This is a genomic window from Bradyrhizobium sp. UFLA05-109 (genome assembly GCF_054185165.1).
The window spans coordinates 19,998-43,633 of the sequence record NZ_JBBIAR010000078.1; the positions used below are offsets into that span (position 1 = coordinate 19,998).

Genomic DNA, 23,636 nt, shown 5'->3' on the forward strand with positions numbered 1-23,636 from the left:
CCATCTCTCCACGATTGCGAAAAGTGGTGGGCACGCTTCGCTTTGCCCACCCTACGATATCTATTCCGCGGCCACGCGCGGCTGTGTCTTCCACGCGCCGGCGGCCGGCCGCTTCAGCCCGAGATTGTCCCGCAGCGTCTTGCCGCGATAATCCTTCTGGAACAGCCCGCGCCGCTGTAGCTCCGGCACGACGTGGCGGACGAAGTCGGCATAGGAGCCCGGAACGTAGGTCGCAGCGATGACAAAGCCGTCGCAACCTCGCTCGATGAACATCTCCTCGAATCTGTCGGCGATCTCCTTCGGTCCGCCGACCATTGCATCCTGTACTCCGCCGCGTCCGGAGAAGGTGACGAAATCACGCGCGGTCGGATTGCTCTTGCCCGACAGCTTCAGTACGCCGTCGCGGATGCCGAGGATGCCCTGCATGCTCTTCAGCTCGTCGGTCGTGAGCGGCTCATCGAGTCCCTTCGAGGCGAAATCATAGTTGAGGGCTTCGGCGAGCAGCGACAGCGCGTCGATCTGGAGCGGCAGCGTGTTGATCAGCGCCATCCTGTCTTCCGCTTCCGTCTTGGTCGCGGCGCAGACCGGCGTGGTCAGGTTGCAGAGGAACATCGCATCGGGGTCGCGTCCGGCCTTGGCAGCCTCATTGCGCACGGCGGCGTAGCCCTCCTTGGCGCCCGCAAGATTTCGCGCAGCAGTGAAGACCACTTCGCCCCAGCGTCCCGCAAAGCGCTGCCCGCGGCCGGAGGCGCCGGCCTGGATGATGACGGGATGGCCCTGGTCCGAGCGCGGCACGGTGAACGGCCCGCGCGATTTGTAGAATGACCCCTTGTGATCGAGACGCTTCACTTTGCTCGGATCAGCGAAGCGGCCGCTCGTCTTGTCCACGATCAGCGCGCCGTCTTCCCAGGTGTCCCAATGGCCAAGCACGACCTCCATGAATTCGTCGGCGCGGTCGTAGCGAGCGTCATGTTCGGGATGGGAGTCCCTGCCCATGTTGAGCGCCTCGCCGTCATTGAGCGAGGTGACGACGTTCCAGCCCGCGCGCCCACCCGACATCAGGTCGAGGGTGGCAAAGCGGCGCGCGACGTCGAACGGCTCGTAATACGTAGTCGAGCAGGTCGCGCCGAGCCCGAGCCTGTCGGTGACCATGCCCATGGTGGTCAGCACGATCAGTGGATCCATCTTGACGCAGCGGATGCCATATTCGACGGTGTGCGCGTGATCGTTGCCGTAGCGGTCTGGCATCGCCAGGCGGTCGTCGAAGAACGCCATGTGGAACTTGCCGACTTCGAGAATGCGCGCGATCTCCTGGTAGTAGTCCGCCGACATCGAATCATCGCGCGAGTCCGGATGCCGCCACGAGCTCGGCAGATTGGTGCAGTTCTGCGCCTGAAGGAAGCCGACCAGTACCATCTGCCGCGTCATGCCGCTTCTCTCCGTTTTTCGTCAGGCGAGGTCGAGCTCGGTGTCGAGCTTGTAGCCGCGCGCCAGCGCGCGCAGCTTCTCCCAGGTCGCGTCCTCGACCGCGATGCCGTCGCGCAATCGCTCGATTTCCCGCAGATGCTCGACCTCGCCGGGATAGAACACCCCGCGGCTTCCTTCCGACGGCGGCGTCGACTTCAGGTAACGCGCGAACTCGGCGACCTCGCGCTTGAAATCCTTCAGGGGGCGGAACGCGGCGACGTTGAACACCGCCATGAAGCATCCGTCATTGTGACGGCCGGTCGGCTCGACACCGAAGCCGAGACCGGTGAGCAGGCCGCACAGCACCTCGACCATGGCCGCGAGGCCACTGCCCTTGTAGCCCTCGGTGCAGCCGAGCGGCAGCAGTGCGCCGCCCTTGCGATATTGCGTGGGGTCGGTGGTGTGCCGCCCTTCGGCATCGATGATCCACCCCAACGGAATCTCTTCGCCGCGCGCGACCGCCAGCTGGATTTTGCCCGCGGCGACCGCCGAGGTCGCCATGTCCAGATAAAACGGGGCCTCGAGATCGGACGGCACCGCGATTGCGATCGGGTTGGTGCCGAGCCGTGCCTCGCGGCCGCCGAACGGCGCCACATGTTTTGGCGAGCGGCCGGAATCCGCCGTCGCAATTCCGATCATGCCTTCGCGCATCGCCATCAGCGGATATGCCGCGAGCCGGCCGACATGGCTCTGCCGGAACACGGTGCAGGCGGCGACGCTTGCGGTCTTCGCCTTCGCGATCGTCAGCATCATCGCCTTGGCGTTGACGTGGAAACCGAAGCCCCAATGGCCGTCGATGACCGTCGTGGTTGGCGATTCCTGCACGATCGTCCATTGAGCACCGGGCACGATGTGGCCGGCCTTGATGCGGTCGATATAGGTCGGGATCGCGATCACGCCGTGGGAGTCATGGCCGGCGAGATTGGCGTTGACGCAGCCGGTCGCAACCGCATCGGCTTCCTCGACGGATGCGCCCGCAGCCCGAAGCAGCGCGGCACTGACGCGCGTGAGGCGGTCGGCCTTGACGATCGGCATGGCGTTCCCTCGATGCCCGCCCGTTGGCGGGCTGGATTGTTGAGGGCCATCGTCTCAAAGCGCAGGCGTGATATCAATCTCCCGTAAACCAAATCAGGGCTGCATATTGGTAAAGGAGCCGTGCGCGGATGCCGCTGCTGGCGCGAAAAGCCGCGTCCACCGTAGTTCTGCGAACAGTTTTGCACCACTCGTTCGCAGCCCATTCACTTTGATTGCGGGTTTGCAGGGCGCAATAACGACCACTTAGGCGGTCGTCGCCGATAAAGTCGCGGGAAAAAACGGCAGGAATGCCCGGGAGTTGAGACCTTGCAGACGACCCTCGCGCGCACATTTGCAGCGTTGAGTGCCATCAACGAAGCCATCCTGTATGCGAAATCGCCGGACGAGCTGTACCAGAAGGTCTGCGACGCCGGGTTTTCGAGCGGGGACTTTTTGGCGGTCTCGGTGTTCCTGGTCGAGCCGGATGGCCGGCGGCTGCGCTTCGCGGCTGGCTGCGGCGAGGATGTTCCCCGGCTGCGGTCCATCAATATCACCATCGAGGAAGGCACGCCGGAAGGATCAGGCGTCGGCGGTGAGGCGTTCCGCACGCAGCGGCTGTGCATCAGCAACGATTTCCTGAACGATCCGCGTTCGCTGGCATGGCGCGAAGGCGCCATCAAGGCCGGCGTCGGTGCGGCCGCGGCCCTGCCGCTGATAAGCAATGGGAAGAGCGTCGGCGTACTGTTCGCCACGCGCACCGAGGCCGGATCGCTCGACGAGCAGATGGTCTCTCTGTTCACGCGCATGTCGTCCAACATCTCCTATGCGCTCGAAAATCTCGAGCGCGAAACGGCCCGCGTCCGCGGCGAAAAGGCGATGCGGCGGCTGAACCGCATGTTCAGCGCCATCAGCGCGACCAACGAAGCTATTTTGCGCGCCAAGACCGAGCTCGAGCTGTATCAGCTCGTCTGCGACGCCTCCGTGCACAGCGCCAAGTCGATTGCAACCATCGTCCTGCTCCGCGAGCCGAATTCACACTGGTTGAAGCCGGTGGCGGGAACGGGCGAAAATCTCGACCTCGTCACCCAGGCGCGCTACTCGATCGATCCGGACAATCGGTTCGGCCGCGGCATTTCCGGCCAGGTGTTCCGCACGCAGGAGCCGATCGTCGAGGACGACCTCGCCAGTCGCACCAAGGGAACGCCCTGGGAGCAGGTCAACGTCGATACCGGCGTCGCGGCGTGCGTGGCCGCGCCGCTGATCAAGTGCGGCGACGGCGTCGGCGTGCTGCTGTTCTTCATCAGCCGGTCCTGGGCAAAGGACCAGGAGATCGTCGGCTTGCTGCTGCGCATGGCGGAGAACGTCTCCTTCGCGCTCGACAACTTCGCGCGCGACGAGGAGAAGGCACGGATCGCCGCCGAGGAGGAGCGGCTGGCGCGGATGTATGCCGCGCTCAGCGCCACCAATGAGGCGATTCTGCGCGCGCGATCGCGCGCCGAACTGTTCGATCTGGTCTGCGAGGCCACGGTACAAAGTGCAAAATTCGCATCGACCACGATCTTTGTGGCCGATCTTGAGGCCGAATTGCTCCGTGTCGCGTCGAGCTACGGGCCGCATGCGGAAGACTTGCGCAACTACACGTTCTCCCTCACCGACGCGGTGCCGGAGGGACGAGGGTTGACCGGAACCGCCTTCCGGACTCGCCAGACCTATATCAGCAACGACCTACTGGCCGACGAGCGCATCAAGCCATGGCACGAAAGCGCGCGTCGCGCCGGCATACATTCTTCAGCGGCCTTGCCGCTGTTCAACGGCAGTCGGGTCGAAGGTGTCTTCCTCTTCAATGCCGTGGAGCGCGACACATTCACTCCGGAGTTCGTCGAGTTGCTCCGGCGGTTGCAGGCCAACGTCGCCTTTGCGCTCGAGAACTTCGATCGCGCGGAGGAGAAGGCGCGGGCCGACAGGCAGCGCGACAGGCTGAGCGGCATGTTCCAGGCGCTTTGCGCGACCAACGAAGCCATCATGCGCGCCAAGACGCGCGAGGAGCTGTTCGAGGTGGCCTGCCAGGCCGCCGTCCTCGGGGGGATGTTCGCCTCGACCACCATCGGTCTCATGGATGCCAAGCATGAAGTTCTCCGAGTCGTCGCGGCCAAGGGGCGCAAGCACGAGAGGATGCTCGGTCGCACCTGCGTCATCTCCGCCGATCATCCCGAAGGAAGAGGCCTGATCGGCACGTCGGTGCGGACCCGACGACCCTGCGTGATGAACGACTATCTGAACGATCCGCGCTCCGAGCATTGGCGCACCAAGGCGAACGAGGACGGCACCCACGCGGCAGCGAGCTTCCCGCTGCTGCGCGCGGGTCGGGAGCCGATCGGCATCCTGCTGTTCCTTGCGCCCGAGGAAGGCACCTTTACGCCCGACCTCGTGGAGTTGCTGGAGCGGCTCGCGGAAAACGTCTCCTTCGCACTCGACAATTTCGACCGCGCCGAAGAGAAGGCTCGTACGGAGGAGCAGAAGGAGCGCCTGACGCTCATGTTCGCGGCGCTGAGCGCGACCAATGAAGCGATCATGCGGGCGAAGTCCCGTGCCGAATTGTACGAGCTGGTGTGCCAAGCGGCGGTGCTCGGCGGCAAGTTCACCTCGACGACCATCGCGCTTGCCAGTCCCGACAGCGACCAGCTCGAGATTGTGGCTACTGCCGGCCCATCCTCCGAGACGACGCGGAACGTCAGGCTGTCCATCGACCCCGCGCGTCCCGAAGGGCGTGGCATGAGTGGTACGGCGTTCCGCACCCGGCAGCCCTGCATCAGCAACGACTATCTGAACGACAACCGGGTCGCCGCGTTCCATGCCATCGTTCGCAACGACCGGGCGCGGTCGGGCGCCGCATTCCCGCTGATCGCACACGATCAGGCCGTTGGCGTCATGATTTACATGTCAACCGAGCACGCGGCGTTCACCGGCGAGTTCGTCGAGCTGCTCCAGCGCCTCGCCGACAACGTCTCCTTCGCGATGGAGAATTTCGACCGTGCCGACGAGAAGAACAAGGCCGACGAGCGCATCGAATATCTGGCGTCCCATGACAGCCTGACCAACCTGCCGAATCGCGAGACGTTCAACGCCCTCTTACGTGCGGCTATCGACACGGCGCAGCGTCACGACCACCGCTTTGCCCTGTTGTTCATCGACCTGGACCGGTTCAAGGTCATCAACGACTCGCTCGGCCATGAAGCTGGCGACTTGCTCCTGCTCGAGGTCGCCGCTCGGCTGCGCCGCGCGCTGCGGACGAGCGACGTGATGGCGCGGCTCGGCGGCGACGAATTCGTGGTCATTCTCGACCAATGCGGTGAGATCGATGACGTGCAGCGCATCGCAACCGGGCTCCTGACGGCACTCGCGCAGCCGATGGAGCTTGCCGGTCACGAGTGCCACACCACGGCCTCGATCGGCATCGCGATGTATCCGGCCAACGGCGCCGACGCGCAGACGCTGACCAAGAATGCGGACATGGCGATGTACCTCGCCAAGGAAGACGGCAAGAACGGCTACCGCTTCTTCTCCAAGGAGGTGAAGACGCAGTCGATCGAGCGGCTGTCGCTGGAAAGCGCGCTGCGGCGGGCGCTGGAGCGCGAGCAGTTCGCGCTGAACTACCAGCCCAAGGTGGACATGGAGACCGGCCAGATCACCGGCGTCGAGGCGCTGCTCCGTTGGACGCATCCCGAGCTCGGCAGCATATCGCCGGCGCAGTTCATCCCGCTCGCCGAGGAGACCGGCCTGATCGTTCCGATCGGCCGTTGGGTGCTGAAGGAGGCCTGTGCGCAGGCCATGGCCTGGCAGCGCCGCGGCCTCTTGCCGCTGTCGATGGCGGTCAACCTGTCGCCGCGGCAGTTCGCCGACGAGCACCTGTTGCAAGATGTCGACGAGGCGCTCGCGGCGAGCGGCATGTCGCCCGTGCTGCTCCAGCTCGAAGTCACCGAGAGCATGATGATGCGCAACGTCGGGCGCGCGTTGAAGGTGCTCGACGCCATCCAGAGCCGCGGTATTCGCCTCGCGATCGACGACTTCGGCACCGGCTATTCGTCGATGTCGCTGATGAAGCATTTTCCGATCGACACCATCAAGATCGACCGCTCCTTCGTGCGCGATCTGTCGCATGACAGCGAGGACCAGGCGATCGCGCAGGCGATCATCAGCATGGGCAAGGCGCTCGGCATGACGGTGGTCGCCGAGGGCGTCGAGAATGCCGAGCAGGAGACGTTCCTGCGAACTCATGGCTGCGACGAGATGCAGGGTTTCCTGATCGCCAAGCCGCTGCCGGCGCGGCAGATGGCCGAGCTGTTGCGACCTATGGCGCCACCACTCCAGCCCGAGCAGGACGCAGGCAGCGAGGCGGAGACCACGTCACGGCTGAAACGCGCTGTCGTCTGACGGCAGCGGGTGCAACTCGCGAGTGGCGTGATCGTCACCCTCGGACTTGCTTGGAAAATCCTGTGGCCCCGTCAGAGACGTCTGCTCGACGAACAGTGCAAGGATCGTGCGCGCGCCTTCGGCGAAGCTCGCGCTTTCGTTCAAGCCAAGCTCGCAACACAACGCGCTGCTCATCGGCTCATGGTCGTCGAACACCGCCATGGCGGGCCCCCACCACCACGCCGGCGCGGGCGAGCGCTCGTGCTCGGGCACGGCGTGCCAGCGGGCGAACTCGTCCATCACGCGCTCGAACTCCAGGCGTTGAGCCTGATGCATTGCTTCGGTGCTCCCTGTGCCGCGCCTGAAAACAGGCCGATCAGTTAAGGACACGGTGACGACCTTGACGCGGTGAGAAAATCCGCTCGCACAAATCTTCGCGAGCCATTCAAGCCGACCTCATCGTCGGCCACGGGCAACTGGCGACTGGGCGTTTTGCCGGCGCCGACCGCGTTGCTATGTTCTAGCCGTCAAGGCTCCCGCCCGGCAAGGCGCGGGGTCCACGGATGCCTGACGCCAGTCTAGCAGAAGCTTCGCCGTGCCGCCACGCTAGCGATTGAATGGCCGGTTTCGGCTGAACAGGAGATAGAGCGCACGCGGATTGGTGGTCAGATAGCGCCAGAACAAGCGCCGCGGTTCCAGCATCGTGCGCCAGACCCATTCCAGCCCGATCGTCTGCATCCATTTCGGCGCGCGGCTGCGGCTGCCGGACAGGAAATTGAACAGGCCGCCAGCGGTCTTGATCACACCGACATTGCCGAGATGGGGCGTGTATTCCTCGACGAAAAGCTGCTCGAAGGGCACGCCGAGCGCGACCCAGAGATAATCGGGTGCCAGCGCGTTGATCTCGTCGACCTTGGCCCGCAGCGCGTCGCCGCGGAGATAGCCATGGCTGCGTCCGACGATCTTCAGGTTCGGGTACATCTTCCGAATCCGAGCGACCGCAGCGGCGTTCTCGTCCTCGCTGGCGCCCAGCATGTAGAAGGTCCGGCCGGCAGCTTCGGCTTTGCGGGCGACGACATGGAAGAGATCGGTCGTCGCGACGCGTTCGGGAAGCGGGAACCATGATTGCAGCCTGGAGGCCGCTACCAGCGGTTGGCCGTCGGCATTGATCAGGTCGGCCGAGCGGAACAGGCGGTCGGTTTGCGGCTCGGTCGAGCAGCGCGCCAGCACTTCGCCGTTGGCGGAGGTGAGATAGAGCGGGCGGCCGATGCGATGACGCGGGTCGGTCGCCTCGATCATGAAATCGGCAGTCGCTTCCAGGTCGAGCGCGGCCATGCGAAGGCCACCGACCGTGGTCCGTGGTACCTCGGCGGTCGCGGTGCGTCCGACCAGATTGACGCGGCGCTCAAGCATATTGTTTGCCTCGCTGGCGCGATTGGGTCGCGGGATTGAGCTCGTTGAGGATGACGCCGACGAGCTTGCGCTCGCCACCGCCGAGTGCGGTGAGGATGTCTTCCATGGCATCGTTGATGTCGAGATGAGTGGGCAGCACGGCCACCAGCGCGTCCGCTGCGTCGAGCAGCTTGCGGTCGGCAGCGGTCAGCGGCATTGCCGGCCCATCGAGAATGACGAGATCGCTGCCGCCTGCGGAACGTGCCTGCGCCACCGCCTTGCCGATGGCCTCGACGGCCTTGCCGGCATCGCCCCCGGCGACGGGCAGCACCGAAATGCCGTTTGCGGTCTTGATCTCGCGCGATGCCTTGTTGCCGATTGAGAGCCAGCCGAACCGGCCCGGCTCGCTCTTGCCGGGGCGGTTGAGCTTGTCGGAGAGCTCGTGGGCCCGGCGGTCGGTGTCAATCATCAGCACGCGCGTGCCGTCACGAGCGGCGGCGAGCGCAAAGTTCAGCGCAGCGACGCTGCGGTCGGCCGTAGTGCCGGCGCCGACGATTGCAATCACCGGCATGGTCTTGCCTGCCGCGTGTCGCGTCGCCACGGCGCGCATGTCGCGCATCGCGTTGATCAGCGTCGTCAGAGGAAATCCGGGACGGAGCGTCGGCCAGCCCAGCCGGGTGAGGTCGAGCGTGGTGTCGACAGCGAGGATGGCGCCGAGCGTGCGCATGACGTCGGCTTCCTGGAGGCGCGCGATCAGCGGCTTCTCGACCAGCGTCAGCGGCGGCGTCTGCGGCGTGGAGGCGTCGTCGACCGAGGCCTTGGGAGCTTCGGGAGCTGCCGTGCGCTCGCGGCGCGTCGGTTCGGGCTCCGATGCGCCGGCGGACAATTGCCTGATGGCGACGAACCAGCCCGTGGCGGCGAGCGAGCCGAACAAGAAGCCGATCATGGCGAACAGGCCCATCGTCGGCGGGAACGAGCGCCGCTGCGGCATCGTGGCCTCGCCGATCACGCGGGCCGCCGACGTATTCAGGCTTTCCTGCTCCTCCGTCTCGCGTGAGCGCTTCAGGAAGGATTGATAGACGTCGCGGCTGGCCTCGGCCTCGCGCTCGAGCTCACGCAGGCGCACCGCGGCCTGGCTGAGCTGCACGCTCTGCCGCTTCTGCGTTTCCAGCGCCCGGTTCAGCGACGCCTCATAGTCCCGCGCGCGCGTCAAATCGTTCTTGGCGGCCTGGGCGAAGCGATCGATCTCCTCGTTGATGGTGCGCTTGACATCCTCGACCTGCTTCTCGGTCTGGCGTAGCGCCGGATGCCGCGGCCCGAGCTCGGCGGCTTGCTCCGCGTATTTCTTGCGCGCTTCGGCATATTGCGCGCGCAAATTCGCGATGGTCGGCGATTGCAGGGCTTCCGGAATGGCGCCGGCATCGGTCGCAGTGCGGCGGCTCGCCTCGATCTGGTCGTAGCGCGACTGCGCGTCCAGCGTCGCCGCGCGTGCCGCGGCAAGCCGCTGGTTGCTGGCGGAAAGCTGCTGGTCGCTGATCAGCGTGTCCTGGGTGCCGACGAAATTGTTCTGCGCCTTGTAGGTCGCAAGGGCGGTCTCGGCCGTACGCAGTCGCTCGCGCAATTCCTTCAGCCGGCCGGAGAGGTCGTTGGTGGCGCGTCGCGCCGCCAACGCCTGTGAGTTGCGAGACTCCGCGAGATAGACGTTGGTCAGCGTGTTGGCGAGCATCGCCGCCTTCGCCGGATCGGTCGACCATACCTCGACGTCGACGATGAAGCTCTTCTCGGTCTTGCGGATCGTGATGTGCCGGTTCAGCGCCTCGAGGGCGCCGAGCTGAACTTCCTTCCTGGCGGCGGCGGAGGGAGCGCGGCCCTGAAGACCGATCAAGCCAAGCAGCGACGACATCAGGCTCCTGCCGTCGCCGCCGCCGAACTCGGGATCCTTATCGAGATTGGCCTGCTCGATGACCTGGAGGAGCACGCTGTTGGAGGTGATCAGGCGTGCCTGGCTCTCCACCACCATGGCCATGCCGGAGACGTCCTGCGCGCGCGGCGTCAGCTCGCGGTCGACGAGTTGCAGCTCGCGCGGATCGACATAGAGCTGGGCGGTTGCGGTGTAACGGGGCGTCAGGCTCTTGCCGACGGCGACGGCGAGGCTCGCGCCGATCAGGCCGGCGGCCGCGATCGCGGCCTTGCGCTGCCAGAGCAGATGGACGAGCTCGAGCACGTTGAAGCCGGCCGATGGCGCAGGCTGCCTGGCCTCTCGCTTCGATCGCTCTATCGGCTGGTCATAGTCGAGCATGTTCCCCAGCTTTCACTCCAACTGCCGCAGGCCGAGGGGTTACTCTTCGGGTCACGCGCTGCGCCCCTGATATAGGCGCTGAACAAACGCAACAGGGAAAATTAACCATACTCATTGAGGGACTATTCACCGAAATGGCAAACAAAGCGTTTAAGCGCGTGTGAGCGCGCGGCGCGTCGTTGTGACGCTTCCACCGCCGCCGTCCCTCCGGGGATTAACGGTTCGTTACCGCGCACGCGCTTCTGCGTGCGTGCGTCCGACGGCGCAGCGGCAAACGCATCGAGATTGGGATGCGTCAACACGAGGTTCGGATTCGCCTCCACCGCGCGCGCGACCGCATCGGTCTCAGTTGCTATCGCGAGGTCGATCGTGGCTTGCTTGTTCATTTTTTCAATCGCGCTGCGTCGCCCCAAATTACAGGGAATCCCGCACACGACCGAAGAGCAAATTTGATGCCGGTGGGGCACCGCCGGTCGCGGTGCTTACGGTTCGGTTAATGCGCATGCGCGTTAACTACGCCATCCTCCCAGGCGTGAGCCTACACCGCGTTGGATCGAGAATTGCAGTAGCATGCGCGAGGGATTTTGCAGGCGAAACACGTGAAAGCGGTTCAGCGGATGGTAACTAGCGTCGGCGCGAGGCGAAATTCGGCGTCAGGTGTGGTTGCAGTGCGTGGCATGTCGAACCAAGCCGCGACTGCCGGCGTCGGAGCGGGCGTCCATCTTGGGACGATCGTGTATCGCGATAGCAGCACTGTATCGGACTGGAGCAGGGCTTTTTCAACACATCTCGGCCATTGAGCAGCATCATGACCTTGATCCCGACCGAGCTGCCCAGGAGCAGCATCACCGATGCGGTGCGCGATCCCAGCCGGGAGATCGCCGCGAGCTCGCACGTGCTCGACCTGTCGGTCGGCATTGTGGTCTGCATACCCTGTTTCCGGCGGCCGCAGCATTTGCGGCTGACCCTTGAATCGCTGGCCAGCCAGCGCACGCCGCGCTCCTTCGCGGTCGTGATGGTCGAGAACGACACCACGCAGCGCGAGAGCGCGCCGGTCGCCGCGGAGTTCCTCGCCGCGGGAAAGCTTCAGGGCATTTGCCTCGTGGAGAAGCGTCAGGGCAATTGCCAGGCGATCAACGCCGCCTTCGAGACGGCGCAGGCGCTGTTTCCGGCAGCCGACCGCTTCTTGATGATCGACGATGACGAGATCGCCTCGCCGGACTGGCTCGAGCTGATGGTGCGCACCGCGGAGGCCACCGGCGCCGACATCGTCGGCGGTCCGGTGCTGCCGATCTTCGACGACGACACGAAACCCTGGCTCGCGCGCCATCCGGCGTTCTGCCCGGCCTATGACTATACGGGCGCGGTGCCGCAGATCTACGGCAGCGGCAACTGCCTGATCACACGTCCGGTGTTCGACCGGCTCCACAGTCCGGCCTTCGACCTCCGATTCAATTTCCTCGGCGGTGGCGACTGTGATTTCTTCACGCGATGCCGTAATGCGGGAATGAAATTCCACTGGACGGCGGAAGCCGCGATCACCGAGACAGTGCCGCATAGCCGGACGAGCTTGGGGTGGATCGCAAAACGGAGCCTGCGCATCGGAGCGATCAATTATCGTGTACAGTGCAAGGCGGCAAATACCACAATCGCCCGGGCGCGCGTGTTTGCGGCGATGCTGGGGAGGCTGCCGCTGTCGCTGGTCCGCGCGGCGCGCTTGTCGTTCACGTCCAAAGCAGTCGTCGCGATGCATCCCGTGATGGTCGCGTTGGGCTGCGCGCTCGCCGCCTTCGGCATCGAGCAGCGGCCGTATGAAGCCACGAAGATCGTCTCGTGACGCCTAGAGCATGATCCGGAAAGGCGTGCAGCGGTTTTCCGAAAACATCATGCGCAAACAATAACCTAAAGCGCGATGATGATTCATCCTGATTTCATCGCGCTTTAGATGCCAAGCCGGGCGAGAACCAGCTTCGCGAGCGATCGCGGCAACGCGGTGAGCGACCGCTGCCCGACCATGCGCATATAGTTCAGGGCATCGCCATAGCGGCGAAAGCGGACCGCCTGGGTCGCCGCATATGTGATGAGGTGGATCTCGGCCGCCTGCCGCAGGCCCGGCCGGCTCTCCGGCGCGAGCTTACTGAGGATCAACTGGTCGGCAAAGACGCGCTCCACCGCCGGAAAGAAGTCGCCGGGCGAGCGCGCGGCTGCATTCATGGTGTTCGCAGTGTGGAGGCGATAGTCGAGGAGCAGCGCGGGCACGAACTGGAAGTCGCCGATCGCGGCCAGGCGGCACCAGCAATGCCAATCCTCGCACAAGCTGAGCCGCTCGTCGAAACCGCCGGCCGTCCGGAACGCGTCAGTGCGCACCAGCGTGATGCCGCCATTGACGATGAAGTTGCCGCGCGCGAGCCGCGCGAGAACGTCGCCTGACGGCTTGCTGCGCCCTTGCAGGAGGCCGCGCCGGCCGATCGGCCGGCCATCACTGTCGATCAGATCGTAGTCGCCATAGACGAGAACGGCGGCGGGCGCGGCCATCGCTGCCGCGACCAGCGTGGCCACCGCGCCTGCGCGCAGACGATCGTCGGCGTCGAGGAACAGCAGCCAATCTCCGCGCGCCGTGCGTGCACCGAGATTTCGCGCCGCCGAGACGCCCGGAAGCTCGTTCGCGATCGGGTGCAGCCGGCTGTCGCGGATGGACCGGACGATCGCCACGGTGTCGTCGCTCGAGCCGTCGTCGATGACGATGACTTCGCCGACACTTTTGCTTTGCGCCAGCGCGCTCCCGATCGCCTCACCGATGTAGGCGGCAGCGTTCTTGGCGGGGATGATAACGGAGACGAATCCGGCCGAACGCGCTTCCACGTGCTCCCCGGCGGTCGACAGCGTGCCCGGCGGTGGATCGAGGATGGCGCCGACCGTGATCAATTGACGCCTCGTCCTCTGGAGCTGGCTTTAATGGTTCGTTAATCAGGCCGCATATCGGGCCTGGCGCCGCATGATGGCGGCTCGGTTCGCCTTCGATGATAGCCAGATAAGCGTCAAAGCTTTGCAGCAAACAGCGGTCGGGGGCGCCTTTTGCATATTAGCGTTAAACCCACCGTATCCGGCGAGCCTGCTGATTGGCCAAAGGTGAGGACGGGTCGGCTTCCGCACGTCTCAGATCAGGACAGGCGCCGCTCTGCAAGGAAAGCCCAACGGTATCAGCTTAACGATAAGCAGCGACGTAACTTGTCGTTGGCGACAAAACGTTCTTCATCTGGAAACATTCAGTAATCGTATGCCCAGGGCGGATGGCATTTCTCAGCATCGAGCAACTAGACGGTCGGGTGACCAGCGCGTCCGGAATCGCAATCGATTTCGTGCGCGACTGGAGGCAGGCCGCATCGCGCCTGGGTGCGGGCCATCGCACGGCATTCCAGCATGGTGACTGGCTGGCCGCCTGGTACGACGCATTCCGAGGCCTCTCTCCGCTGATCGCGGTCATGTCGGATGCCGGGACCGGCAACGACATTGCGCTGGTGCCGATGATCAGCCGCAGCAAGGGCGGCGTGCGCATCGTCGAGTTCGCCGATCTCGGCGTGTCCGACAACAACGCGCCGATCCTGGCGCTCGACGCCGCATGCGACGCGGCCGGCGCGCGCGCCATCGGCGATGCGCTGGTCAATGGCTTGCGCGCATTGCCGGATCGCTTCGATCTGCTGCGCCTGCAGAAGATGCCGGCCTATGTGGGCGGCAAACCGAACCCGCTGGTGTCGCTCGGCCGCGTCGGATCCTGTTCGCTCAATGGCAATCTGGTGCTGACGGGCGATGATTATTCGGACTACCGCACCGCGATCAAGCGCATGCAGCTGCCGCGCTGCTGGCGCGTCTTCAGCCGTCATGCCGGCGCGCGTTTCGAGATTGCGACCGAGGTCGATCATGCGCTGATGTTGCTCGATGCGATGGACATCCAGCAGCAGCAGCGCATGAAGCAGCTCGGGCTCAAATTCGTCCTCGGCGACGAGAGCCACGCGAAATTCTATCGCGAGGTGGTCCGGAAGGGCGTTGCGGAAGGCTATGCGATCGTCTCGGCGCTGGTGTGCGACGAGGGCATCATCGCGACGTCGCTGGGCCTGAGATACGGCGCGAGCTATTATCTGCTGCGCATCAGCAATGCCGGCAAGCCCTGGTCGGCCTGCTCGCCGGGCCTGCTCGTGACCGAACGCACGATGGCGGCCTTGCATGGAGAGGGCGTGCGCCGCTTCGATCTCAGCATCGGCAATCACGACTACAAGCGCCGTTTCGGCGCCGTGCGGCTTCCGCTGACCGACGTCAGCGTCGCGCTGTCCTGGCGCGGCGTGCCTTATGTGCTGCGCGATCACGCAGCCCAGGGCCTGCGGCGCCATCCGCGGCTCGCCGCTCTTGCGAACCGCGCGATGGGCAAGGCCTAGCACGCGCAGGAGCGCGTCACTGTCCCGTGCATTCGGCGCAGTGCAGCCGGCCGCGCGAGGCGCGGAACAGGCTGCGGCAATACCAGCGCCGCGCCAGCATCTGGACAGGCTTGCGGATCATCTGCGCCATCAGGAGAATTTCGAAGGCCATGCGTTGCTCCTGCACGCTGAGGTGGGGCGGCATCCGCAAAAGAGAATGCCGCCCCGAACGCATCAGCCATGCAGCTTGTTCGCGGTCTCCGCGATCACGCGTCCTTGATAGCGCGCGCCGGCAAGCTCGTTGGCGCTGGGCTGGCGGCTGCCGTCACCGCCGGTGATCGTGGTGGCGCCGTAGGGCGCGCCGCCCGTCACTTCGTCCAGCTTCATCTGGCCGGCGAAACCGTAGTTCAGGCCGACCACCACCATGCCGAAATGCAGGAGGTTGGTGATGATCGAGAACAGCGTGGTCTCCTGGCCGCCATGCTGGGTCGCGGTCGAGGAGAAGGCGCCGCCGACCTTGCCGTGCAGCGCGCCCTTGGCCCAGAGGCCGCCGGCCTGGTCCAGGAAGTTCGCCATCTGCGAGGACATCCGGCCGAAGCGGGTGCCGGTGCCGACGATGATCGCGTCATAGTTCGCGAGGTCCTCGACCTTGGCGACCGGAGCGGCCTGGTCGACCTTGTAATAGGAGGCCTTGGCGACCTCGGCCGGCACGAGTTCGGGTACGCGTTTGATATCGACAGTCGCGCCTGTCTCGCGCGCGCCTTCGGCAACGGCGTTCGCCATCGCTTCGATGTGGCCGTAGGCGGAATAATAGAGAACGAGAACTTTAGCCATTGGTGGTCTCCGTTGTGAGTGAGGTTGAAAAAATGCATGCCCGGGCAAAAGCGCGAAGCGCGTCTTCGCGCCACGAGTCTCGGGCATCCACGTACTTGTTTTCTGTGCAGAGAGCCGTGGATGGCCGGGATAAGCCCGGCCATGACGGCATTCGTCGTTATGCCGCGTCGACCAGCACGAGCTCTGAGTCTTCGAGCGCCGTGATCTTCAAGTTGGACTCATCGCGGATCGCGGCACCGTCGCGGGCATTGACGCGCACGCCATTGACCTCGACAGCGCCGGCGGCCGGCACGAGATAGAGGTGACGCGACGTCTGCGGTTCGTATTCCGCGCTCTCGCCGGCCTTCAGCGTGGTCGCGAGCACCCGCGCATTGGCGCGGATCGGCAGCGCGCCCTTGTCGGCCTGAAAGCCGCTGGCGATGGTGACGAGCTTGCCGTTTCGGTTCGCTTTCGGAAACGGTTTTGAACCCCAGGTTGGCTGGCCGCCGCGTCCGACCGGCTCGATCCAGATCTGGAATATCTTGGTCTTGGTCGCCTCGAGATTGTACTCGGAGTGGCGGATGCCGCTTCCCGCGCTCATCACCTGCACGTCGCCGGCTTCAGTGCGGCCCTTGTTGCCGAGGCTGTCCTGATGGGTGATCGCGCCCTCGCGCACATAGGTGATGATTTCCATGTTGGCGTGGGGGTGGGCGGGAAAGCCGGTGTTCGGAGCGATCTCGTCATCGTTCCACACGCGCAGCGCGCCGTGTCCCATGTTGTCCGGATCGTAGTGGCTGGCAAAGGAGAAATGATGCTTGGCCTTGAGCCAGCCGTGGTCGGCGCTGCCGAGCTTTGCGAAAGGTCTGAGTTCGATCATGTGCGTGATTCCTGGCTTGAATAGTCTGCGTCCGGATCAGGCGTTGAAGCCGCCGTCGACGTTGAGCACGGTGCCGGTGACGAAGGAGGCTTCCGGGCTCGCCAGGAAGACGACGCCGGCGGCGACTTCCTCCGGCCGGCCGAAGCGCTGGAGCGCGTGCTTCTTGCGCTGGGTCTCGGCGAACTCGCCGCCATCCTTCGGATTCATGTCGGTGTCGATCGAGCCGGGCTGCACCACGTTGACGGTGATGCCGCGCGGACCGAGATCGCGGGCTGCACCCTTGGTGTAGCCAACCACCGCGGCCTTCGTCGCGACGTAGTCGGCAAGTCCCGGGAACGAGGCGTGGTCGGCAAGCATCGAGCCGATCGTGACGATGCGGCCGCCTTCGCCCATCAACTGCGAGGCTGTGCGGATCGCCGCGATCACGCCATGCACGTTGACGGCATCGAGGCGCGCCAGTGCGGCGGTGTCGGCCTTGGGATCGTCGATGGCGCCGCCGGCGGCGACACCGGCATTGTTGACGAGGATGTCGAGACGGCCGAATTCATTCGCGACGTCGTTGACGAGCTTTTCGACCTCAGTCACCGAGGCCTGGTCGGCCTTGAAGGCGCGGGCCTTCACGCCCTTGGTCTTCAGTTCGGCGACCACGGCTTCGGCCTTGTCGGGCGACGCGACGTAGCTGATGGCGACGTCGGCACCTTCATCGGCGAGAGCGCGGGCGGAGGCCGCGCCGATGCCGCGTGAGCCGCCGGTGACGAGAGCAACCTTTCCTGAAAGCTTCTTGGTCATTGGATTTCTCCATTCCCTGAATGTCTGATGCCCCCTTTGATATGCCTCCATCTGTGGTATAGAAATAGAAACTGTCGAAACGCATTGTTTCCATAAACGTCACTTACAGGCTGGCACCCATGGCAAAACTCCCGGATTTCGAGGCGCTCGCAATCTTCGCAAAAGTCGTGGAATTACGGTCGTTTGCGGCCGCCGCCGGCGAGCTTGCGATGTCGAAGGCGACGGTCTCCAAGGCGGTGACGCGGCTCGAGGAGCGACTCGGCGCCCGGCTGTTCAACCGTACCTCGCGGCGGCTCGCGCTGACCGACGCCGGCCACAAGCTCGCCGATCGGGCGACGCGGCTGCTGGCCGATGGCGAGGCGGCGGAGAACGAGGCGCTGGCGCAATCGGTCGCGCCGCGCGGGCTGGTGCGGCTCGCTGTGCCCATGACCTTCGGCGTGAAGGCGGTCGCGCCGCTCTTGCCGGAGTTCTTCCAAACCTATCCGGAGGTCTCGGTCGATCTGCACTTGAGCGACGCCACAGTCGATCTGATCGGCGAAGGCTTTGACGCGGCATTGCGCATCGCGCGGCTGCCCGATTCCTCGCTGATCGCGCGGCGGCTCTTCACCATGCCGCGCTACACGGTTGCGGCGCCGTCGTACCTCAAGCGCCACGGCCGGCCGACGCATCCGATGCATCTCGCCGAGCACAGATGCTTCAGCTACGCCTATCTCTCCACGCCAAACATCTGGCACTACACCAACAGTGCCGGCGAGCAGGCGAGCGTGCGCCCAGCGGGGCAGTTGCGCGTCAACAATGGCGAGGCCGTGATGCCGGCGCTGCTCGCAGGTCTCGGCATTGCCGATCTTCCAGAGTTCATCGTCGGTGAGGCCATCACATCCGGCGAGGTAGAGGTGATCCTGAAAGACTGGAAGCAGGCCGAAGGCGCCGTGCATCTCGTCACCCCACCCGGCGGCCCGCGCCCTGCGCGCGTCGAGGTGCTGGCCGAGTTTCTCGCGGCGAAATTGCCGGGCACATGCAGGCGCGGAGCTGCGAAGAAAGCTATCAAGGCGAAGTAGGTTTCGTAGGGTGGACAAAGCGAAGCGTGCCCACCACTTTTGGTGAGAAGATCTCAGATGGGCAAAGTGTTCTTCTTAACTGTTCTCGTTGATCGTTCGAGCGCATTGCTGGTCGATCAGATTGATCGCTGCTGATTGGGGCGGCGACATGCGAGATATCGAGGGCAATTCGGCGAATAAGAGTGGTGGGCACGCTTCGCTTTGCCCACCCTACGGCACCTCAAAACTTGGCTCCGTCACTGGCGATCACACGCAGGTCCGGCTTCAGCGTTTCTTCCAACTGCGCCTTCAGCTAGCTTGTAGGGTGGGCAAAGCGAAGCGTGCCCACCACTTTCGCTGAGAAGATCGCAAGTGCCCCAGTATCGTCGAGCAACCGGCAAAGTTTTCTTCTTCACCGTTGTTCTTGCTGATCGTTCGAGCACATTGTTGGTAGATCAGATTGATCGATTGAGGCAGGCCTACCGAACCGTTCAGCGGCGCCGTCCATTCGAAACCGTGGCGATCTGCATCCTGCCTGACCATCTGCACGCCATTTGGGACCTCCCAGAGGAGGATGCCGACTTCTCGTCCTGATGGAATTTGGTCAAGGGCAGCTTTTCGCGAGGCCTGGATTCACGGCCGAGTTCGACAAGCAAAATTGCCAAGCGCGAAAAAGGCATCTGGCAGCGTCGCTATTGGGAACATGCGATTCGCGATGACACGGATCTCGAGCGTCACATCGATTATATCCATTTCAATCCAGTGAAACATGGCCATGTGTCTCGCGTCAGCGATTGGTCTTACAGCAGCTTCCACCGTTACGTTGAGTGCGGCGTCCTTGCAGCGGATTGGGGAGGGGACATGCGGGATATCACGGGGCAATTCGGCGAATAAGAGTGGTGGGCACGCTTCGCTTTGCTCACCCTACGGCACCTCAAAACTTGGCTCCGTCGCTGGCGATCACACGCAGGTTCGGCTTCAGCGTTTCTTCCAACTGCGCCTTCAGTTCATGCACGCGCGGATCGCTCGAGCGCGCGGCACAGGCTGAATATTGATTGACTGATAGTACCAGCGCGCGCCGCGCCTCCGGCGTTCGCGTCAAATCCGGCTTCGCTAGCCGGAGCACAATGGCGGCGAGATTGACCAGCATCTCGTCCAGCGCAATATCGATCGTGCCAATCTCGTTCATCCCGCGAATTCAATCACGCGCGGCGGGATCCGTTCCTGCACTTTGAGATGCAGGGATAACAGTTCGCAAATGTTGCCATCGCTTGGCACCAAATGCACAGATACGGCCGCAGGCGGGAAACGGCGCGAGGGAGATCGGCTACATGATGTCGAGATGTATATCTGGGCGGGCAAGATGCGCCGGAGTTTTCGCAGTTCGTTGCGGCCGACAGCGCGCGGCTGATCGCGGCGGTCAAGAAGATCGGCAGGGTGGAATAGGTTCCATCGCTGCTTTCACATTTTGTTGTTGGTCCAGAACCTTCGCGCGCCTCATTGATTGAGGAGCGTTTGAGAGAAAATGAGAAGGATCGGGACATGCGAACAGGGCCGATAGCGCTCGGAGTGGTGCTCGCGATCGGCGGCACGGTCGCCGCGAGCGCCGTATCAGCCGAGGAATATCGCGGCACCATGGAACAACAGATGGCCTGCACGCCGGATGTCTGGCGCCTGTGCAGTGATCAGATTCCTGACGTCAATCGCATCGTCGCCTGCCTGCGGCAGAACACGCCGCAGCTTTCGAGCGGATGCCGGGCCGTCTTCGAAACCAACAACCAGGCGCAGCCGCCGCAAGTGCTGCCGCGCGGCCGGGCCGCACCGCCGCGCTACAACAATATGCCGCCGCCTCCTGCGGCGCCCCCGCCGCGGCCTTATTACGATGACGACTACTAGCGTGTCTGGCGATTAACGCGCTTTAAGGTCTATGCTCGCAGACGTCGACCCATTCGGCGCTGACCAGCTCGGCCATCCGGTCGGGCGCGATGCGCACCGCGCTATGGGTTGAGCCCGCGGCCGGCACCACGATATCGAATGCCTTCAGCGACACGTCGCAATAGATCGGTAGCGGCGCCTTCAGCCCGAACGGGCAGACACCGCCGACTTCGTGGCCGGTGATGTCGGCGACCTCTTCGAGCCCCAGCATCTTCGGCTTGCCGCCGAACTGCGCCTTCACCTTTTTGTTGTCCATGCGCGAGGTGCCGCTTGCGACGATCAGGACGACGCGCGCGCCGATCCGCAAGGACAGCGTTTTGGCGATACGGCCGGGTTCGACGCCGTAGGCCTCGGCGGCAAGCGGCACCGTCGCCGAGCTGATCGGCGATTCGATCACGGTGATGTCTGGGGCTTTCTCGGCGAAGAAGTCGCGAACGGATTGAATGCTCATAGGCGGGCGGCAATCTCGGGCAGTTCGGAAAGTGAGCGGACGCGGTGATCCGGCGCAAGGCCCAGCTCGTCCATCTGGGTCCGGATCGCCTTGAACATCGTCAGCGGTGCCATGAGATCGCTTTCGACGCAAGCCAGTGCCATGGCTTCCGGTGTCACGCGCTCGATCCAGGCGACGTTCAGTCCGAACGCCTTGGCGCCGGCGACATCCCACGGGTTCGAGGAGATGAACAACACTTCGTCGGGACGCGTACCGAGCACCTCGCCGATCAACGTATAGGCCTGCGGGCTCGGCTTGAAGACCTTCTTCGCGTCGACGCTGATCGTGGCATCGAGCAGCTTGTCGAGACCGGAGTTGTGCACGAGCGCGTCGAGCATGTCCGGGCTGCCGTTGGAGAGGATGGCGAGTTTTCGCGGCTTCAAGGCCGCGAGCGTGGCGGCCGCATCTGAATAGAGGTCGAGATGCAGGTATTTCTCGATCACGCGCTCGAACGCCTCGCGCTCGTAAGCGAGCCCGAGCACGCGCAGCGTATAGGCAAGCGAGTCGCGCGTGACTGCGGCAAAATCCTGGTAGCGCTGCATCAGCGAGCGCAACCAGGTGTATTCGAGCTGCTTGATCCGCCAGACTTGCGTGATGATCTCGCCGTAGCCCGGAAACGCATCCTCGGTGACGTCAGCCACCGACTGGACGTCGTAGAGCGTTCCGTAGGCGTCGAAGACGACGGCTTTGATCGTCACGTTGACCCCTTGGCTAGATCCCCAACAACTTTCTCGCGTTCGCTTTCAACACTTTCGGCCGGATCTCGTCGCGGATGTCGATCTTGGCGAAGTCGGCCAGCCACCGGTCCGGTGTGATCACCGGCCAGTCCGAGCCGAACAGCATCTTATCCTGCAGGATCGAGTTGATATAGCGCACCAGGATCGGCGGGAAGTATTTCGGCGACCAGCCGGACAGGTCGATATAGACGTTGGGCTTGTGGGTCGCGACCGACAGCGCCTCCTCCTGCCAGGGGAAGGAAGGGTGGGCGAGGATGATCTTGAGGTCGGGGAAATCCGCCGCCACGTCATCCATGTACATCGGGTTGGAATATTTCAGCCGCATCCCCATGCCGCCGGGCATGCCGGAGCCGACGCCGGTCTGGCCGGTGTGGAACAGCGCGATCGCGCCGCCATTGTTGATCTCTTCGTAGAGCGGGTAGGCCATGCGGTCGTTGGCGTAGAAACCCTGCATGGTCGGGTGGAATTTGAAGCCGCGGACGCCGTATTCCTCGATCAGCTTGCGCGCCTCGCGCACACCAAGCTTGCCCTTGTGCGGGTCGATCGAGACGAACGGGATCAGCACGTCGAGATGCTCGGAGGCAGCCTCGAGCATCTCGTAATTGTTGTAGCGGCGGAAGCCGGTCTCGCGCTCGGCATCGACCGGGAAGATCACGGCGGCGATGTTCTTCGAGCGGTAGTAGGCCGCGGTCTCCGGAACGGTCGGCGGATGCTTGTTCGGCGACTTGAAGTATTCCGCCATCTGCGCCTGGAAATCGTCATAGCCGTCGTCGGGATGACAGCCGCAGGGCTCCTCAGCGTGGGTGTGGATGTCGATCGCGACGACGTCGTCGATGTTGGGCAACTTCAGCTTGGGCATTGGTTTCCTCCGGACGGGTTGCCAAATTGATTATATGATATAACGAATTTGGCAAGGCGTCGCAGGAAGCAGAGATTGGGACCGATCCGGCCATTTTCTACTTTGCATGGGGTTGTTTTCAAGAATTAGCTGGGCCGGAACGGGGCAGTTAACATTGACATCACCTGCCGCCATGCCTTAAGAACCGCCGCATCCCGGGCGGTCGGTCCGCCGGCGGGAAAGATCGCATTTTGCCACATTCGCGCGTGCCGAAACGGTAGTGCCGAACACGGCCTTTCGAACGTTCAGGATTCTGCCATGAAGGTCCGTAACTCGCTGAAATCGCTGCGCGGTCGCCACCGCGCCAACCGCCTGGTCCGCCGCAAGGGCCGGGTCTATGTGATCAACAAGGTGCAGCGCCGCTTCAAGGCTCGTCAGGGCTGAGTTCCCTGCCGAGGGCCTGCGCGCCCCCGCAAGACCACGGTCTCACACGACTTTGACGCCGTCCTTGCTATGCAAGGGCGGCTTTGCGCGTTTACACTTTCACCATGGCAGTGAGATTCTTGTCCGCGCATCCGCTCCGTCTGGCCGCCCTGCTGGCCGCGCTGACGGTCGTCGCCCCCGTCGCCCCCGCTTTCGCGCAGGATGATCCCTCAAGCCCGCCTGCAAAGCAGAAGAAGCTTCCCGAGGCGCCGGCCAAGCTGCCCAAGGTCGACCGCACCAAGAACCTCGATTTCCTGTTTGGCGCGCTGAAGGCGGCGCCCGATGATATCAGCGCCAAGCATGTCGAGGCGCGGATCTGGGCGATCTGGCTCCAGACCCCCAGCGATACGGCAGCACTGCTGATGACGCGGGCCAAGGCTGCCGTGGATGCGCAGAAGGTCGACGTTGCGATCAAGCTGCTGGATGCGGTCATCAAGCTCCGCCCCGACTATGTCGAGGCCTGGAACCGGCGCGCCACGCTCTACTACATGCAGAACGACTATGGCCGGTCGCTCGCCGACATTCGCGAGGTGCTGGTCCGGGAGCCGCGCCATTTCGGCGCCCTCGCAGGCCTCGGCATGATCATGCAGGAGATCGGTGACGAGAAGCGTGCGCTGGATGCCTACCGCAAGGCGCTCGCCATCAA

General features: G+C 64.1%; 22 protein-coding genes and 1 pseudogene. 8 read left to right on the plus strand and 15 right to left on the minus strand.

Annotated elements, in window-relative coordinates; all coding sequences use genetic code 11:
• Positions 1–60: 60 nt before the first annotated feature.
• Together Q3C01_RS37780 and Q3C01_RS37785 are read right to left on the minus strand one after the other, a co-directional pair.
• Positions 61–1,428, minus strand: a complete 1,368-nt coding sequence (locus Q3C01_RS37780; protein WP_458150384.1) for an LLM class flavin-dependent oxidoreductase — start codon at positions 1,426–1,428, stop codon at positions 61–63.
• A 21-nt stretch (positions 1,429–1,449) separates the two neighbouring features.
• Entirely contained in the window at positions 1,450–2,502 is a 1,053-nt protein-coding gene (locus Q3C01_RS37785; protein ID WP_458150385.1) for an Ldh family oxidoreductase, read from the minus strand.
• A 306-nt stretch (positions 2,503–2,808) separates the two neighbouring features.
• On the opposite strand from Q3C01_RS37785, the gene Q3C01_RS37790 reads away from it, so the two are divergent.
• Positions 2,809–6,912, plus strand: coding sequence for a bifunctional diguanylate cyclase/phosphodiesterase (locus tag Q3C01_RS37790; protein ID WP_458150386.1), 4,104 nt, complete (start codon positions 2,809–2,811; stop codon positions 6,910–6,912).
• Here Q3C01_RS37790 and Q3C01_RS37795 read toward each other — a convergent pair.
• The 4 genes from Q3C01_RS37795 to Q3C01_RS37810 all read right to left on the minus strand — a co-directional run bounded on the left by Q3C01_RS37795 (position 6,886) and on the right by Q3C01_RS37810 (position 10,968).
• Complete coding sequence (locus Q3C01_RS37795) at positions 6,886–7,227, minus strand: hypothetical protein (protein WP_458150387.1); 342 nt, start codon at positions 7,225–7,227, stop codon at positions 6,886–6,888. The two genes, Q3C01_RS37790 and Q3C01_RS37795, sit on opposite strands and share 27 nt — an antisense overlap.
• A 270-nt stretch (positions 7,228–7,497) precedes the next feature.
• Entirely contained in the window at positions 7,498–8,304 is an 807-nt protein-coding gene (locus Q3C01_RS37800) for a WecB/TagA/CpsF family glycosyltransferase (protein WP_458150388.1), read from the minus strand.
• A complete protein-coding gene (locus Q3C01_RS37805; RefSeq protein ID WP_458150389.1) occupies positions 8,297–10,582 on the minus strand; it encodes an exopolysaccharide transport family protein in 2,286 nt (761 codons plus the stop codon). Before Q3C01_RS37805 ends, Q3C01_RS37800 begins: the two co-directional genes overlap by 8 nt.
• A 122-nt stretch (positions 10,583–10,704) precedes the next feature.
• A complete protein-coding gene (locus tag Q3C01_RS37810; protein WP_458150390.1) occupies positions 10,705–10,968 on the minus strand; it encodes a hypothetical protein in 264 nt (87 codons plus the stop codon).
• Between the two features lie 422 nt (positions 10,969–11,390).
• On the opposite strand from Q3C01_RS37810, the gene Q3C01_RS37815 reads away from it, so the two are divergent.
• Positions 11,391–12,419, plus strand: coding sequence for a glycosyltransferase family 2 protein (locus tag Q3C01_RS37815; RefSeq protein ID WP_458150391.1), 1,029 nt, complete (start codon positions 11,391–11,393; stop codon positions 12,417–12,419).
• 104 nt (positions 12,420–12,523) lie between these two features.
• On the opposite strand, the gene Q3C01_RS37820 is transcribed toward Q3C01_RS37815, so the two are convergent.
• Positions 12,524–13,507 carry a glycosyltransferase gene (locus Q3C01_RS37820; RefSeq protein ID WP_458150392.1) on the minus strand — a complete coding sequence of 328 codons (984 nt, stop codon included), beginning with the start codon at positions 13,505–13,507 and terminating at the stop codon, positions 12,524–12,526.
• Positions 13,508–13,872: 365 nt separating this feature from the next.
• Here Q3C01_RS37820 and Q3C01_RS37825 point away from each other — a divergent pair, with 365 nt between their 5' ends.
• Positions 13,873–15,012: a GNAT family N-acetyltransferase gene (locus Q3C01_RS37825; RefSeq protein WP_458150393.1), complete on the plus strand. Its 1,140-nt coding sequence runs from the start codon at positions 13,873–13,875 to the stop codon at positions 15,010–15,012.
• A gap of 16 nt (positions 15,013–15,028) precedes the next feature.
• Here the strand turns inward: Q3C01_RS37825 and Q3C01_RS37830 are convergent, their stop codons facing one another.
• The 4 genes from Q3C01_RS37830 to Q3C01_RS37845 form a co-directional block, all read right to left on the minus strand.
• Positions 15,029–15,163, minus strand: coding sequence for a hypothetical protein (locus tag Q3C01_RS37830; protein WP_458150394.1), 135 nt, complete (start codon positions 15,161–15,163; stop codon positions 15,029–15,031).
• Between the two features lie 62 nt (positions 15,164–15,225).
• The gene (gene wrbA, locus Q3C01_RS37835; protein WP_458150395.1) at positions 15,226–15,825 is read right to left on the minus strand and encodes an NAD(P)H:quinone oxidoreductase; all 600 of its coding nucleotides are present in this window, start codon (positions 15,823–15,825) and stop codon (positions 15,226–15,228) included.
• A 157-nt stretch (positions 15,826–15,982) separates the two neighbouring features.
• Positions 15,983–16,681, minus strand: coding sequence for a pirin family protein (locus tag Q3C01_RS37840; RefSeq protein WP_458150396.1), 699 nt, complete (start codon positions 16,679–16,681; stop codon positions 15,983–15,985).
• A gap of 36 nt (positions 16,682–16,717) precedes the next feature.
• A complete protein-coding gene (locus Q3C01_RS37845; RefSeq protein WP_458150397.1) occupies positions 16,718–17,470 on the minus strand; it encodes an SDR family NAD(P)-dependent oxidoreductase in 753 nt (250 codons plus the stop codon).
• Positions 17,471–17,589: 119 nt separating this feature from the next.
• On the opposite strand from Q3C01_RS37845, the gene Q3C01_RS37850 reads away from it, so the two are divergent.
• Complete coding sequence (locus Q3C01_RS37850) at positions 17,590–18,528, plus strand: LysR family transcriptional regulator (RefSeq protein ID WP_458150398.1); 939 nt, start codon at positions 17,590–17,592, stop codon at positions 18,526–18,528.
• A gap of 351 nt (positions 18,529–18,879) precedes the next feature.
• Positions 18,880–19,401, plus strand: a pseudogene (locus tag Q3C01_RS37855) (REP-associated tyrosine transposase).
• A 40-nt stretch (positions 19,402–19,441) separates the two neighbouring features.
• On the opposite strand, the gene Q3C01_RS37860 reads toward Q3C01_RS37855, so the two are convergent.
• Entirely contained in the window at positions 19,442–19,696 is a 255-nt protein-coding gene (locus Q3C01_RS37860) for a hypothetical protein (protein ID WP_458150399.1), read from the minus strand.
• A gap of 353 nt (positions 19,697–20,049) precedes the next feature.
• Here Q3C01_RS37860 and Q3C01_RS37865 point away from each other — a divergent pair, with 353 nt between their 5' ends.
• On the plus strand, positions 20,050–20,403 hold the full coding sequence (locus Q3C01_RS37865) for a hypothetical protein (RefSeq protein WP_458150400.1): 354 nt from the start codon (positions 20,050–20,052) through the stop codon (positions 20,401–20,403).
• Positions 20,404–20,425: 22 nt separating this feature from the next.
• On the opposite strand, the gene Q3C01_RS37870 is transcribed toward Q3C01_RS37865, so the two are convergent.
• The 3 genes from Q3C01_RS37870 to Q3C01_RS37880 are packed head-to-tail and all read right to left on the minus strand — an operon-like array spanning position 20,426 to position 22,528.
• Positions 20,426–20,893 carry a YbaK/EbsC family protein gene (locus Q3C01_RS37870; protein ID WP_458150401.1) on the minus strand — a complete coding sequence of 156 codons (468 nt, stop codon included), beginning with the start codon at positions 20,891–20,893 and terminating at the stop codon, positions 20,426–20,428.
• On the minus strand, positions 20,890–21,630 hold the full coding sequence (locus tag Q3C01_RS37875; RefSeq protein ID WP_458150402.1) for a haloacid dehalogenase type II: 741 nt from the start codon (positions 21,628–21,630) through the stop codon (positions 20,890–20,892). Before Q3C01_RS37875 ends, Q3C01_RS37870 begins: the two co-directional genes overlap by 4 nt.
• Positions 21,631–21,643: 13 nt before the next feature.
• Complete coding sequence (locus Q3C01_RS37880) at positions 21,644–22,528, minus strand: amidohydrolase family protein (RefSeq protein ID WP_458150403.1); 885 nt, start codon at positions 22,526–22,528, stop codon at positions 21,644–21,646.
• A 297-nt stretch (positions 22,529–22,825) separates the two neighbouring features.
• On the opposite strand from Q3C01_RS37880, the gene ykgO reads away from it, so the two are divergent.
• Positions 22,826–22,951, plus strand: coding sequence for a type B 50S ribosomal protein L36 (gene ykgO / locus Q3C01_RS37885; RefSeq protein WP_006611362.1), 126 nt, complete (start codon positions 22,826–22,828; stop codon positions 22,949–22,951).
• A 104-nt stretch (positions 22,952–23,055) separates the two neighbouring features.
• Positions 23,056–23,636 (plus strand): tetratricopeptide repeat protein (locus tag Q3C01_RS37890; RefSeq protein WP_458150404.1); only part of this gene is annotated, 581 nt, incomplete at its 3' end.